At 46.3% G+C, this 14,867-nt stretch carries 9 protein-coding genes; 8 read left to right on the forward strand and 1 reads right to left on the reverse strand.

Annotated elements, in window-relative coordinates; translation table 11 throughout:
- Nucleotides 1-187 precede the first annotated feature (187 nt).
- Nucleotides 188-997, forward strand: coding sequence for an enoyl-CoA hydratase-related protein (locus tag AXFE_RS06425; protein WP_052605070.1), 810 nt, complete (start codon nt 188-190; stop codon nt 995-997).
- A gap of 271 nt (nt 998-1,268) precedes the next feature.
- Here the strand turns inward: AXFE_RS06425 and AXFE_RS06430 are convergent, their stop codons facing one another.
- Nucleotides 1,269-1,610 (reverse strand): hypothetical protein, encoded by a 342-nt coding sequence (locus tag AXFE_RS06430; RefSeq protein WP_052605071.1) that lies wholly within the window; start codon nt 1,608-1,610, stop codon nt 1,269-1,271.
- A gap of 753 nt (nt 1,611-2,363) precedes the next feature.
- Here AXFE_RS06430 and AXFE_RS06435 point away from each other — a divergent pair.
- The 7 genes from AXFE_RS06435 (at nt 2,364) to AXFE_RS06480 (ending at nt 14,603) form a co-directional block, all read left to right on the forward strand.
- Nucleotides 2,364-3,860, forward strand: coding sequence for a S1C family serine protease (locus AXFE_RS06435; RefSeq protein ID WP_160291752.1), 1,497 nt, complete (start codon nt 2,364-2,366; stop codon nt 3,858-3,860).
- 82 nt (nt 3,861-3,942) lie between these two features.
- Nucleotides 3,943-4,659, forward strand: a complete 717-nt coding sequence (locus AXFE_RS06440; RefSeq protein WP_052605103.1) for a response regulator transcription factor — start codon at nt 3,943-3,945, stop codon at nt 4,657-4,659.
- A gap of 59 nt (nt 4,660-4,718) precedes the next feature.
- Nucleotides 4,719-6,320 (forward strand): sensor histidine kinase, encoded by a 1,602-nt coding sequence (locus tag AXFE_RS06445; protein WP_052605073.1) that lies wholly within the window; start codon nt 4,719-4,721, stop codon nt 6,318-6,320.
- 229 nt (nt 6,321-6,549) lie between these two features.
- Nucleotides 6,550-7,290, forward strand: coding sequence for a maleylpyruvate isomerase N-terminal domain-containing protein (locus AXFE_RS06450; protein WP_052605074.1), 741 nt, complete (start codon nt 6,550-6,552; stop codon nt 7,288-7,290).
- Nucleotides 7,291-9,694: 2,404 nt separating this feature from the next.
- On the forward strand, nt 9,695-11,908 hold the full coding sequence (locus AXFE_RS06470) for a hypothetical protein (RefSeq protein ID WP_052605078.1): 2,214 nt from the start codon (nt 9,695-9,697) through the stop codon (nt 11,906-11,908).
- 800 nt (nt 11,909-12,708) lie between these two features.
- Nucleotides 12,709-13,047, forward strand: a complete 339-nt coding sequence (locus tag AXFE_RS06475; RefSeq protein WP_052605104.1) for a P-II family nitrogen regulator — start codon at nt 12,709-12,711, stop codon at nt 13,045-13,047.
- A 290-nt stretch (nt 13,048-13,337) separates the two neighbouring features.
- The gene (locus AXFE_RS06480; protein ID WP_052605079.1) at nt 13,338-14,603 is read left to right on the forward strand and encodes an ammonium transporter; all 1,266 of its coding nucleotides are present in this window, start codon (nt 13,338-13,340) and stop codon (nt 14,601-14,603) included.
- Nucleotides 14,604-14,867 lie beyond the last annotated feature (264 nt).

Raw genomic sequence — 14,867 nt, forward strand, 5'->3', positions numbered from 1 at the left:
ATTCGCCTACAAACGGATTGTCAAACCTAGTTCTTCAAATTTGCAAAGGAATATCGGCGACTTCAGCCCATTTGCAAGCCAATCCTTCCAGACCGAATTAATGGATCTAACCCGGCCAAGAGCCACAATGTAGGGCAAATCTAGATAATCGAAAAAACCGACAATTTGTTGATGTTAGCATTATGAAATGTCTAGTAACCAATGTATCGAATACAAAATCAATGGCCACATTGGTCACGTAATCCTCTCACGTCAAGAGCGAAGAAATGCAATGAATCCTGCATTCTTCGAAGAATTCCCTCTAGCCATCAAAGAGTTAGTTAAAGATGGCCAAGTCAGAGCCATCGTAATTAGTTCAAGTGGAAATGACTTTACAGTCGGCCTAGATCTAAAAGAGTCGATACTCCATTCACCTGGTGGATCAGTAGCTAAATCGGCTTCGATCATGTACGAAAGAGTCAAAGCTCTGCAGGACTCTTTTTCAGTCTTAGAAAATACTTCGATTCCTGTAATCGCCGCGATCAGCGGATATTGTATCGGTGGCGGTGTCGATTTGATTGCTGCATGTGATATCCGAATCGCATCTGCGGATGCAATCTTTTCCATAAGGGAAGCCAAGATCGCTATCGTTGCCGACCTGGGATCTCTGCAAAGGCTTCCCTCGATAATTCCACGAGGCCACCTTTATGAGCTCGCACTAACGGCTGAGGACTTTGGAGCCGACCGAGCCCTAGAGATAAACTTAATCAATAGGATACTCCCGACAAAAGAAGAAGTAATTGAAGCAGCCTTTGAGGTTGCTAAAAAAATCGCTGCCAACTCGCCGCTCGCCACAGCTGGCACAAAAAATATTCTCAATTCAGTTTATGGTCACCACCTATCTGAAGACCTTGACAGGGTTGGCCTTTGGAACTCAGCCTTCCTGCGCTCAAATGACCTAAACGAAGCCATTGGCTCCTTCATAGAAAAGCGACCCCCTAACTTTACCGGAGAGTAGTAAGGTAGATGGCAAGGCAGATGGGCCACAAAGACCCAACGTAGTAAGAGGCGGACACCACAGCCAAATAAAAGATCTAAATCACCTTATTGGATTCTCGCTCAATAAGGTGATTTAGCACCTTGTCGAACCGCCATTTCCAAGGTATCCATAAATTGAGCGAAATGGAACGCGACGTGCTAGACCTCAGATTGGGCTTGGTTCGCCCATCGCGTACAACACATCCCGTACGACAAAAGACGAGCTTTTATCGCCGAATAAGCTACCTTACCTAGTCGCGATCTTTGCGTCGGAAAAGGCCTCGCCGTTTCTTCGATTCTTTTAATTCGTTCATCGTGTCAAAGACTGCGGAATTGACAACATCTTCAGCACGATTTAAGAGCTCCTCGATATCGCGCTCTTCGTCTTGCGGGATATCGATAGGAACCACAGGCGGCGAAACCAATTTTCCATGTTGCCAACCAACATCTGCAAGTCTTCGCTCATATTTCGGACAATTATCTGGACACTTCCATGGTGCCTCTGGGGCAAGGCCCAAAACGCAATACCTCGCAACATCGCCCGTATCATATGTACGGCTCTGATAGTTTTTACACTCTTGACGCATCCCCATCCGACATTTCCTTCTTCCAGCGTCGAACCCTTTTGGCAAAGACTAGTCCAAGCTCAACACTTTTGACGAACAATGAAAAATTACATGCTCATTTAACTATGAATACGACCTCAAAACGACCAACCTAAATGGCTCCTAAATCGATCGAATATCCAGTTCAAATGGGCGAAATCAAAGATGGCCAATATGGAGAGACTCAATAACAAAAATATCGGAAACTCAATTCGTTCACGAAGATGCCCCATGGATTATCCATTTAAAAAAAACAGATGACTGATTACGTCACCAAGATGAAATCCCGACAAAAACTCAACTAAGAAAATTACCAAGATATTGGGCCGCCTTGAAAACACGATGTTAGAACCCATGGTCTTCCTATGGCAAAATCGAAACTTGCTTTGGTAATGCTTTAATGGGGACCAATTGCCCCAAGGCTCCCCTACGAGCGGGTTGCTTGATCCACATCTAAGTTAGGAGGGCCCAACTTTCCCAAATGATTTAACGGATTAAAAAAAATAGTGATGGGGGAAATCATCACAAAAAGGCACTACAACTAATATCTGTCGACCCTTTAGAGGGAGAGAGTGGGGCCCCTTTTAGACTCTCATTGGGTCGCATATTTATTATCGGCAATTATACGCGATCCTTTAGCGATATTTCAGAATCCTCAAAGGTTCAACCTCGATAGTGGTCTCATAAGGTTTTTTCAAAACCCAAACGATGACAAGACGAGACAAAAACGAGGGATACGCAATGGAAGAAAACTTTACCCCCCAAGGTGACACGCCAAACGACAAGAGTTCCGATATTGATCCATTCGACGAAGCGCTCAGCTCACTGGCAGAAAGTGGACCAAAACCAACTTCAGAAGAAGCAATCATTACGAGCCAGAGTTTCGAAGATTTTGAGCCAACAACCTCATTTGAATCCCAAGGCGATCAACCTTCCCAGGAGCAGGCACCGAAGTTCACAAACCCGGGATATCTAAACGAACCGACAGATACGTCAGCAGGTACCAGCTTCAATGGGCAAAACCTCTACACTGCAGCACCCATAGCGCAAAAACAGAGAACGCAAAGGCGAAGAAGAGGAAATGGTCGCCTCTTTGCTGGCGTCGCACTAACAGCCCTAGTGGTCAGCGCAGTTGGTGGATATGGCGGCTACAAGCTAGCTAGCTCCACCACCACAAGCACAACCGTTCCCTCTGCAGTCCAAACAAATGCAACCACAACAGCTCAGGCTGCTGCCGCAATTACGTCGGCCAATGGAGCGATGAGTATCCAAGCTATCCTCGCGAAGGTTGAACCTGCGATAGTGGACATCTCTACCACCGGCGTTCAATCCAATGGCTTCTTCGGAGGCTCTAGCAGCTTCTCGGCTGCCGGTACAGGAATGATAATGACACCCAATGGTAAGGTGCTAACAAATGCACACGTTGTCGCGAATGCAAGTACAATTCGCGTGACTTTACTTGGTCAATCCAAATCATACAACGCTACCGTCATAGGCCGAGATACGGCCCACGATGTAGCTGTACTTCAAATTCAAGGCGCATCCAATCTGCCTACTGTAACATTTGGAAAGTCATCAGCCCTTCAAGTTGGAGACAGCGTTGTCGCTATTGGTAATGCACTGGCACTTCAAGGAATGCCGACTGTGACCCAGGGAATCGTCTCTGGCCTTAATCGAACGCTACAGTCGTCAACTAGCACCCTTAGCGGTCTCATCCAAACCGATGCACCGATCAATCCTGGCAACTCAGGCGGACCGTTGGTAAATGCATCCGGGCAAGTAATTGGAATGAATACCGAAATCTTGACAGGAACCGGTACCGAACCTGCTCAAAATCTAGGATTTGCCGAATCAATAGACTCTGTACTTCCAATCGTCGCCAAGATCGAAGCTCACCCGAACACATTTACTACAACTACCCCTGTCACTGGACAAACGGCATACCTCGGTGTAGCTGTGGAAACACTGACTCCTTCCATCGCTAGCCAACTCGGTCTACCAACATCCCTAAATGGCGCTCTAGTCGACCAGGTCACAGCAGGAGCACCAGCAAATCAAGCTGGAATTACCCCAGGATCCGTAATCACCAACGTCAATTCGAAGGCCATTACCAGTGCATCGAGCCTTGTCACAGCGATACATTCACACAAGCCTGGGCAATCTCTGACTGTCAAATGGGTCAACGCACAAGGCACCAATTCTGCGACGGTGACCTTGGCAGCAGCCCCGACCGCCTAGTCGTCATGACGCACAATAAAAAGCCGATAGGATCAAAGTGACGAATCTCATTCCCAAGGTTTCAACGAGCAGAGAGCCAAAATTGAGCGAACCAACCACAGCCCCTAGAGTTCTAGTTATCGATGACGAAAGCTCCATAACCGATCTGGTCTCACTAGCCCTTGGTTTCCAAGGATACAAAGTAGAAAAGGCATCGGGTGCCAGAGAGGGACTTGAAAAAGTTCGCTCATTCTCTCCAGATATTATTTTGCTTGACGTAATGATGCCAGAGTTAGACGGCTTCGAAGTGGCAAGACGCTTGCGAATGGAAAAGATCGATACGCCGATAATCTTTCTAACAGCCAAAGATACGACTGAGGACAAGGTCTCAGGCCTCAAAATCGGCGGCGATGACTACGTAACAAAGCCATTTTCGCTTGAAGAACTAGCTGCCCGAGTCGATGCAATCATCAGACGCACTAAGAAAGATAATGAGATTTCGACGAGGTTGGTCTTCGCGGATCTCATCCTCGATCTAGAAACGCATGAAGTATTTAGAAAAGGACAACAGGTCGAGCTCACCTCAACCGAGTTCAATCTACTTCAATATCTGATGGAAAATGCCCGACGGGTCGTATCTAAATCACAGATCCTCGATCACGTCTGGCATTACGACTTCGGTGGGGACGCTAACATCGTGGAGACCTACATCTCCTATCTGCGAAGAAAGATCGACTCAGATAGCGAACCTTCGCTCATTCGAACCGTTCGAGGAGCTGGATACTCAATGCGAATGCCCAATAGCTATGACGCTCAATGAGAGATCCAAATACAAAATTTAGGCACTTCATTCAACCAAAATGAAGTGCCAATTTCGAGATGAAAGACATTGGATTGGTTGCAGTAAAGGAAATCCTAAGGCGAAGAATTGAAGCAACTCAACAAAGCCAAGCAGACGCTCGAAATAAAAAACCGAAATCAACACTAAAAGCTAAGCTTCTAATAACAGTGGCACTACTGGTGGCCTTTGGACTTGGGATAGCTGATCTCGCAACGTATACAGCCTTGCAATCTTTTCTCTACCAAAAATTAGACCAGCAGCTCCAAACTACAATTGGATCCACGGCGCAAGCACTTTTCGAATCATTTCAGGGAAGACCTGGCAACGGTTCTATACCAGCCATGGTACCCGATGGGTCTTGGGGAGAAATAGCTTCGGGCGGTAGAATAGTTTTTAGCGTTGCATTCGTTCAACCCGGAACTCTCCAAGGTTCGCCACCCAAGATCCAACTAAGCGGCTCACAGGCAATTAAAGTGAATCACCCAACGACCGTTACAGCTTCCAACGGTAGCCAAATTCAATATCGCGCGTTAGCCATTACTACCTCAGTTGGAAATGTTACAGTCATCTTAGCTATTCCAGAGACTGGTCTACATGCGACCCTATCACGTCTAGCCATAGTCACAACGCTCGTGTCGCTGACCTTACTGGTAATTCTGATCGCACTTGGATTCTATCTAATTGGGATTGGTCTGGCACCTCTTGATCGAATGACCGAGACTGCTGATCAAATCTCAAAGGGCGATTTCTCGCGACGAATCGAAGCAGAATCACGAGATGCAGAAGTTGAAAAACTGGCGGACGCCCTTAATTACATGTTGGGAACGATTCAAGCCGAGATTGAAAAACGCGAAGCCTCCGAAGGGCGTCTAAAGCGATTCGTTGCTGATGCATCTCACGAATTACGGACGCCGCTTACCTCAATCAGAGGTTATGCAGAGCTAATCGAAACCGGCTTGATCTCTAAACCCGAAGATATATATTCCGCCGCCGAACGTATCACAACTGAATCGGTTAGGATGGCGGGATTGGTCGAAGACCTTTTACTTCTTGCTCGGTTGGACCAAGCTCGAGCCCTGCAAAAACTCGACGTAAACTTTTCTCAAATAGTCGCAGCTGTAGTGGCCGATGCCCACGTAGTGGAGCCCAACAGACCACTTAATGCATCTATCGCGCCGGATATACATGTAATCGGAGACCAGCCAAGGCTCACCCAAGTCGTCTCGAACATTATGTCGAACCTAAGAACACATACGACAGAAAATACCCAGGCTGAAATTACCCTAGGGGTGACAGCAGATGAACAGGGGGCTCCAATCTGTCAGCTATCAGTGAGGGATTGGGGACCAGGTCTCTCAAAAGAGCAACTTGACCACGTATTTGAGCGTTTCTACCGAGCTGACCCATCTCGAACGCGATCCCAAGGTGGAGCAGGACTAGGTCTTTCCCTCGTTCAATCGATTACCGAATCGCACAATGGAAAGGTTTGGATAACCTCTGGCGGAATTGGAAAAGGCATTACCATTGGAGTAGAACTTCCAATCGCCAATCAGGGCCCAAACACCGCCCAAAACCACCTGGGATCGATCGATTCACCTTTGAGCGGCGACCCCCCGGTCTCATTCGGTAGCGGATCGTAAAATTCGCCATCACAATCTACTCACTCCTAGATATTATAAATATTAAAGCTACGATAAGACTAGAGCAGCTCATAAAATAGATAAATTAAAAGACAATGCATTCATCTTCATCGGAGCTTCTTCTAGGAATTCAGTCAACTGGCGAAGGTGCTCGTTTGGAAGGACCTTTCCATTGTTTTTTATCAATTTCTACCCGCGGAACACCTTCTGACTCATACTAAGGATCGAAATGGCAATAGAAACATCTGAATTGATAGATGAATTAGAGAAATACGCTGCCCAGATTAGCGAACAGGCCCCCTCCAATCTCGACTTGGCCTTGGCTCACCTTGGGTCGTGGCGTGTAAGCGACCTACTCGAACACCTTTCGTTAGTCTTAGAGAGGGCAATAAATCGCATTGGAAAGACCGAAGAACCCAAAGCTGGCGAAAGTGCGACGGGAACCATCGACCATCTTGAGCAATACACCGAGACTTCGAATCGTCTTATTGCAACGTTGAAAACCACGAGCGATCAAACACCTGCCTGGAATTGGACGGGATCAAATCAAAATAGCGCTTGGTTAAAGCGTCGTATGGCCCACGAAGTAGCGGTACACTCTCTCGACATTGCACTCGCATTGAATTTAGTCCAAGATGTCAATAAATATTTCAATCCAAAATTTGCCAGTGACGGAATCGCGGAATTTGTTAATGTATTTCTGGGCCGATTAAATGCCAAGTACGAAGGGAGTTCCGAGCCATTTTCCATCCATATCCATGCAAATGATGTCTCAGATACCGAATGGGTCTTCCTCTTTGGCACTACGACCATAGAAGCAAAGCAATTGCACCAAAAGTGTGATCTTGCGCTACGCGGTACCGCAAGCGCGCTTTATGGGTGGCTATGGAATCGATTCGCCTACGAGAATCTAGAGCTAATCGGCGATCATACCTTGGCGGACAAATGGCACGAAATCGTAAAAATCTAGTTAACCCTTTACCCCGATGAGCCACTTGCTCAAGAATCGTCTTATTTGATATCGACTAACCCAGCTTTAGAAAAAGTTATCGCAAGATCGCTCTGTTTTGGGTTGGAGTAGCCAATTTTTAGAGCACGCAAAAAAATAACATCTGGTCTGGCGTGTGCCAGTAATGACGAAATAGAGATAGGCCATTGCCAATCAGCAAGCAAACCTTTCACAACGCCAAAGAGAATATCTCCATTTAACATCATGGAGACATCTTTCGACGGCGCCGCCAAAACTAGCCACCGAGCCTAATTCGACCACTCTCAAAAAAGAAGCTACCTTGAACTATTGCTCTCGTTTGCGCTTTTGATAGATCATCGGAGCTTAAAGATTTAACCAGGGATTCACCCAGGATTCATGATCACAAGACCTGCGAACCAAGACCATTATTTAATGGCCACCTTGACCATCTTGGAATTAGCTGATAGAACGTTATTCAACAGAGCATCATTATCTGTTGGAGACTCATCTGGCGAAACCTCTCAAACGATCGAAATAGCGCATCAGGTAGAGAAATCGCAACAAAAGACAATGTTGTGCTTCTAACCAATTATGACCCCTACTTATCCATGCCTATCTCGAACGAGCAAAAAGATTAAGTTATCCACCAAGGTCAATTTATCGAGATGGATGCCCACACAAAGACAACCGATCCCTGAAATTCACAAGCACAACCAACCATGACCGATACCCGCAGTACCATCGAGGTGCTTCCCTGGAGAACTGGAAAATTCCAAGGAGAAGGCAATTATCGTCAAAGAGCTCGCGAGAAAGTCAAAGACCTAAGTACCGAGCCTCTTTGATGCCAACCAGCCAGCTAAGATCGCCCGAATAACGAACTCACTCCGGCCTTGGAGCGCAATTAAGCCCTATCCACCCATGATGCCACAGCCCAAACCAAGCCACCCTTAGCCCTAGCTTTCTCTTTTCCTCGAACCACATAATGACTAGGAGAGCCAAGCAAAGCTTCCTTAGGTTTCATGTTTTATACATGGTTCCCAACAATGCCATGGACGAACGCGCCTTTGATTGCCATGTCCAAAAAGCCGCGGGAAAGCCTCAGTACACTTTTATCAACAACCCACTTTACCTAAGTGAAAAGCAATAATGATTTGTATTAAACAACCAAAGCATTCCTTTTGAAAAAATTCATAAAGTAACAAAAATCATAAAGTAACAAATAAGTACTTGGTAGACAACTAATCAACTTCCCGTATTGGCCAGATAGACCTCTACGATAAGCTAACTCGATAAAAATCTAATAGATCCATCGAACGCCATCTATGGTCTCAACGCGAAGTAAACACCAACCTAACCGGAGATGGTTTTGAAACAAAATAGCCAATCTTAAATCATATTTCTAGCAAAACTGGAGTAATCTTGCCATCAATCTCCCCGATTGCTATAAACGTCTACGAAAATATTGACATAGAGACCTACATGTGATTCTGCCTTCAATAGGGATCTCCCTTCAATAGGTCCAAGTCACGATGGCTAATGTGCTCTACGACAATGTCAGATACTTGAAAAAATAATCTTTAAGGTTGCTAAATGGTTCAACTTAGTCAGAAATTCATTGATTTAGACAGAAAATTTAACGACAATTTATATTTTCTAAAATCAGCAGAACCTGAAAAATTATTTAAAAGATAAATCATACATTGACTACAGCTAGCTTACGTAATCTTTAATAATTCTAAATTTGCCATTTATGACTAAGATTATCCAACTAAGACCTTTTTACGAGCTAGATCACGGCGGATCGATGCAAAAAGATATTTATCCAATCAAAACTCACCAGAATCCACTTCTCGTATCGCCCAGTATGGCTAAAACCCACACAAAAGTATTACCAATGAACTTTAGTAATGCCGCCGAGGTGTAATTGACAATGTCAAAGGATTGCTAACATTGGAATGATTGAAATTTCAAAATATTTACTGATATGTTTAACCCAGGCTCAAAATCCGCCGAAAAAAGAGATATTGAAGATAAACCTGACCTAAATCTTCAAAGACAATTTGCACCTTCGAGTCAAAAAGAAATGAGCTGCTTCGAGGACACATCGCCCGACGTAACAAAAGACACACCATCGAACCCGCCGCCAGGGATAGAAATGTCTAGCCGAATCGCACACATCAAGGAATTATTCCGGAATATACATCAATGGAGCTTCCAGAGATTAACAGCCATGTGGGCAGGTCTTAGATTCGATCATCAAAAAGTAACAAATCTTCCAACGTTAAAGATCTTGAACACCCGAGCCAAAAAGACCCGATGCTACGGATAAAAGAAAATTGATCATCAGTCGGTCAACAGAGATGAGATCGTGACCGCCCTAATCGAAAAGAATAGTAGAAACCCTGTGAAAACTTCTCTAAGAAAAGCCGCCTTGCTAGGCTCGTCACTTACGATGATAGGTGCCGCGAGCCTAGCTACCGTTTTCTCCAGCACAAATACAGCCTCCGCGGATCCCGCATCGAACACGAAATACACGCCTATTGCCTTCAACCTTTCGAATCTCATCACAAGTCAAGTTGTATCTTCTAGCACTCACTTTGAGCAAACCCTCAAAACCTCCGATGGCAACTACTGGGTATCAACAACGAGTGGGTATTTAATTGAATTCTCCGGTACCTCGGATTCTGCAATAGGCTATATCCATACCGCCGATCAACTCTACGATGGCGTAGTAGTACCTGTTGCTGGAAGTTCTGATCGTCTATATTTCATAAACCAAAGATCAAGCAATTGCACAGTCGTTGAGCTCTCACTAAGCGGATTAACTTTTACTAGCGCTGGATCACTTCAATACACCACTCCGAAATTAAATTGCGTAGTAAATAGTTCAACGGGCAAAGCCCTAAGTGGCCAGTCCTCATATTCGATCGCAACAGATGGAACCAACGTCTATCTAACGCAACCTTCCCTAGTTCTGAACCCTGCCACTACGAGCACTTATTATAACGTTCTATGGGAAATCAAGAATGCAAACAGCACGACAACCACCTCTCTGGCTGCTACTGCATTTATTTTGGACCCCACCGAAACAATTGGGTCAGCGATGGGCATCTACGGTAAATACGCCTATATCGGCGGCGCATCGCACCACATCTATTCCTATTTACTCAGCACTCTTTCCCCTGCAAATAACGCTGCATCAAACCCAAATACCCCAAATGTCGTCTATAGCGTACCCTCAAACGGAGGAGGATTCGGAGACTTTCAAGGAGTCACCACCAACGGAAGTAGTTCCGAGCTATGGTTCGTGCGTGAATTCAACAAACAAGTCGGTTATATCCCAATTGCAACCACCGGAAGCATAACTGGGTACGACTATCAGATCGGAGGTAGTCCTAACAACGAAATTGAATCAATGACTTATGATCCACATTCAGGCAATCTATGGATTGCCTCTGGCAACGTAAATGGGGTCCAATATTCCAATGTGAGTTTTGGCTATTTCAACATAAACGCATTGTCAAGTTCAGTAACAGGGACATCTAGCGTAAAAACCCTCACTCCAACTTGGTACAAAACTCCAACAGGAGTAAGTGAAGGAGCCGACGACTTTGCGCTTTACGCCAACGGTAACCCAATCTACTATTTTGGAGGACCAACACTTTCCATCAAAAAGACTGATAGCGTTGGTGGAATAGCTAGTATCTCAAGCTTCACTACCACCGGCGGAAGCACGACGATAGATAGCAACTTCAACTTTACCGTAACTGTCGGTTTGCCGACTCAAATTGGAAATATTCAAAACAGATCCGAATCGAAAACAATAACTGTAACTGACCCCGTACCATCACAATTTAGCCTCGACACCGTTAGCGGCCCTAGCGGAGCAACGCCAAATTGGAATTGTCAAGTTAATCATCCGCAAAACTCATTCAGCTGTTCATACACCCCGGCATCGCCGATTGCCCCGGGCACGACACTTCCACCCATAACCGTAGGAGTAAAAGCAAACGCGACTGGAAGCTTTACCAACACCGCCACAGCGGAATCAGAAGACGCCAATCCAGTACAATGGAGTGACACGGTAACGGTCTCCTCGCCCGCTACCACCACGACCACGACGGCTCCGCCAACTACAACGCCGGTGACTGTGCCTAGCTTTTCTTCCTCGACCACGACGCCTCCGCCAACTACAACGCCGGTAACCGCGCCTAGCCTTTCGACCACGACCACGACGGCTCCGCCAACTACAACGCCGGTAACCGCGCCTAGCCTTTCGACCACGACCACGACGGCTCCGCCAACTACAACGCCGGTAACCGCGCCTAGCCTTTCGACCACGACCACGACGCCTCCGACAACACTGGTACCGGTGACAGCACCTAGCTTTTCTTCCTCGACCACGACGCCTCCGACAACACTGGTACCGGTGACAGCACCTTCGACGGCCAATCCGGCAACTACTGTGCCAAAATCAGCTTCACAAGTAGTCGTACCCTCAACCCACACGGGCAAACCATGGGGAACCCTGGTCTATTGGTACCTGGCAGCACTATTGGCAATAGTTGGTTCAGTAATTCTCTGGCCACGAGGAAAACAATATAAAAGTAACTCCTAGGATTTCGATCAGATAGATCTTCGAAAATACCATTAGAGATATTTGGAACAAAAGCCCCGGGCTAGGTAACTCAAACTTTACCTGGACCGGGGTGTCCAAGATAAATAACGCTGAAACTGGTATTTGACCTAAAGGTGCTCGTAGTTGAAATTACATGTCATCTACCACCTTCGAAGCGCCCATAGCGCCACCTTTTGAAACCAAAAGCATTTGGCACCCAAGGCGCCATATCCATACAGAACTTCCACCCGCTGGCTTAAGATTTTCCAATCTAGATCTCAATCGATTTTCCAAAAATAGAAATCACTGCGCATCAAAAAGCATGAAAACTAAATCTGATTGGCTTTTCTGCCATCTGAACCCACGGTTACCGAAATCGATGCATGGGAGTCCTCCGTTTTTGGCTCGTGTTCTAAAAAAGTTACGCGGGAATTACCACCATGTAAGCTACGGTTCAGATAAGCAAGCAGATCCCGTCCTGGAGTGAAAAGGTAAGATTTCGGTCAAATCGACGCTCTCTTGAGTTTGCTCTAATTGATAAAGCTAGCTAACACAATGACCATCAAGCAATAGCAACATGGATACGCGTAAATATGTAGCACCTCCAGTAGAGATCCAAACAACAAGGCGCCACGAAGGCGCTCATACTCTTGGTTCTTACCCAAGCTTTTTGCTTGGCACCTACAAAAAGTAGGTACCAGCCCAACTGAACTTTAAGGAATCGACACCCGAAGAAAACACTAACATTGACTCCGACATCTCGCACCAATATGGTCCTAAATCAAAGGTTTACAATCGATATGAAATTGATCGTCGCCATTATAAAGCCGTTCAAACTTGAGGACGTCGCAAACGCACTATCAAAGATAGACATTAAAGGCATGACCGTCTCCGAAGTGCAGGGGTATGGCCGTCAAGCCGGACATACCGAGGTGTACCGAGGAGCAGAGTACCAGACAAGATTTGTCCCAAAGCTCAAAGTGGAGATAGTCGTGGCCGATGAAGCCCTCGATGAAGTTATGGAACTCGTTGTGACCGCAGCCCGAACTGAAAAGATCGGTGACGGCAAGGTTTGGGTGATAGACCTAGACGAACTAATACGCGTTCGAACCGGCGAACGCGGCATTGATGCAATTTAGACAACGACCAGGCAAGTCGGTCTATATGAAATCTGAGATTCGCCCCGCTCTCCTGTCTCATTAAGGCCAGGAGCCACACAAGCATTGTCTATTTTTATACCTTTAAATTTTCCACCAGCGACACTGTCTAAAGCCAATTCATCTCAAAAAAACAAGACGAAACATTTTGGAAACATTCTGGAATTCTGTTAGAAACATTTCCCATTTATTGTGACACGAATCGGGAGTTTTCCTAAGCGCAAGCGCCGCCTTCGCTCGGAAAATCACCAGTCGCCGATCAGGGGAGAGATATGAATTTCAATTCGGGAGATACCGCATGGGTCCTAATCGCTGGAGCATTGGTCATCTTTATGACTCCAGGCCTTGCATTCTTTTACGGAGGCATGGTTCGATCTAAAAACGTTCTAGCCATGCTCATGCAAAACTTTGTCGTAATGGGCATAGTTAGCGTTCTTTGGGTCTTTGTAACCTATTCATTGGCATTTGGTGTGGACCTAGGCGGATTTGGAGTGATTGGAACTCTCCATTTCTTTGGGCTGGGTCACATAACACAAGCCGTACCGGGTTACTCTGGCCCGCTGACTCAACATATACCTCCATTGGTCTTTGTCATTTTTCAAATGTCTTTCGCAATCATAACTCCGGCGATCATAACTGGATCCTCTGCAGATCGTCTGGCGTTTGGACCGTTCGTGGTCTTTATAATTCTTTGGTCAATCCTTGTCTATGCGCCTGTGGCGCACTGGGTATTTTCCCCCAACGGTTGGCTATTTAAGCTCAAAGTAGAAGATTTCGCCGGTGGAAATGTCGTTGAAATTAATTCAGGAGCCGCTGGTGTAGCTCTAGCAATTGTTATAGGAAAACGACGAGGGTGGCCACACAAACCGATGGCTCCACATAGCGTGCCATTGGCCCTCTTGGGTGGTGGCATCCTATGGTTCGGTTGGTTCGGATTCAACGCTGGCTCGGCACTAGCCGCCAACACATTAGCTGCCCACGCCTTTATAAATACCAATACTGCAGGCGCATGTGGAATGTTGAGTTGGTTGGTATTTGAGCGACTTCGCGGAGGAAAGTCTACTACCTTAGGCGCGGTCTCGGGTGCAGTAGCAGGGCTCGTAGCTATCACTCCATCGTGTGGCTTTGTTGACATCTTCGGTGCCAGCGCAATCGGACTTATTGCCGGATTGGTTTGTGCCTATGCGATCACTTTGAAGTTCAAAGCCGGCGTGGATGATGCACTTGATGTAGGCGGGGTCCACCTTGTAGGTGGAATAGTCGGAACGTTACTTATCGGAGTTGTTGGCACCTCAGCCGTCTCTGGAATCAACGGCATACTCTACGGAGGCAGCGCATTGCTCCTCCTGCATCAGTTGATAGCAGTCCTGGCATGCGGGCTTTATTCGTTTTCGATGACATGGCTGATCGCAAAAACTATCGACAAGACAATGGGCCTAAGAATTTCTCAAGAGCAAGAGAACGAAGGAATGGATACGTCCTTGCACGCAGAATCAGCCTATGAATTTGGCAGTTCCATCCTTGAAGCTTTCAAGTAGCTAGCATAAAACAGCTATGGTAGTTGCCAAACCCACGCCCCTGATTCAGGCCACTACCCAAGGACCATTAGTGCAAGGCACCAAACTCGCTATAGGCAATTTTGATCCTTTTACGAATCGCACGATAAGAAGGCTACTCCAACTATTCAATGTAATTCAGACCGACAAATTACCCCAAAGGTCTCAAGGTGGCGAATCAGACAGTTCCCTTTTCAATCCCTGTCCAAAGCCTTCTGGGCGACGATTCGGGGCTGAGCAATATCT

The organism is Acidithrix ferrooxidans, assembly GCF_000949295.1.
Taxonomy (GTDB): domain Bacteria; phylum Actinomycetota; class Acidimicrobiia; order Acidimicrobiales; family Acidimicrobiaceae; genus Acidithrix; species Acidithrix ferrooxidans.

Bases quoted from the DNA above. Each gene is read 5' to 3' on its own strand.
- AXFE_RS06475 (WP_052605104.1), top strand. From the start codon at position 12,709: ATGAAATTGATCGTCGCCATTATAAAGCCGTTCAAACTTGAGGACGTC.
- AXFE_RS06450 (WP_052605074.1), top strand. From the start codon at position 6,550: ATGGCAATAGAAACATCTGAATTGATAGATGAATTAGAGAAATACGCT.
- AXFE_RS06480 (WP_052605079.1), top strand. From the start codon at position 13,338: ATGAATTTCAATTCGGGAGATACCGCATGGGTCCTAATCGCTGGAGCA.
- AXFE_RS06430 (WP_052605071.1), bottom strand. From the start codon at position 1,610: ATGGGGATGCGTCAAGAGTGTAAAAACTATCAGAGCCGTACATATGAT.
- AXFE_RS06425 (WP_052605070.1), top strand. From the start codon at position 188: ATGTCTAGTAACCAATGTATCGAATACAAAATCAATGGCCACATTGGT.
- AXFE_RS06435 (WP_160291752.1), top strand. From the start codon at position 2,364: ATGGAAGAAAACTTTACCCCCCAAGGTGACACGCCAAACGACAAGAGT.
- AXFE_RS06445 (WP_052605073.1), top strand. From the start codon at position 4,719: ATGAAAGACATTGGATTGGTTGCAGTAAAGGAAATCCTAAGGCGAAGA.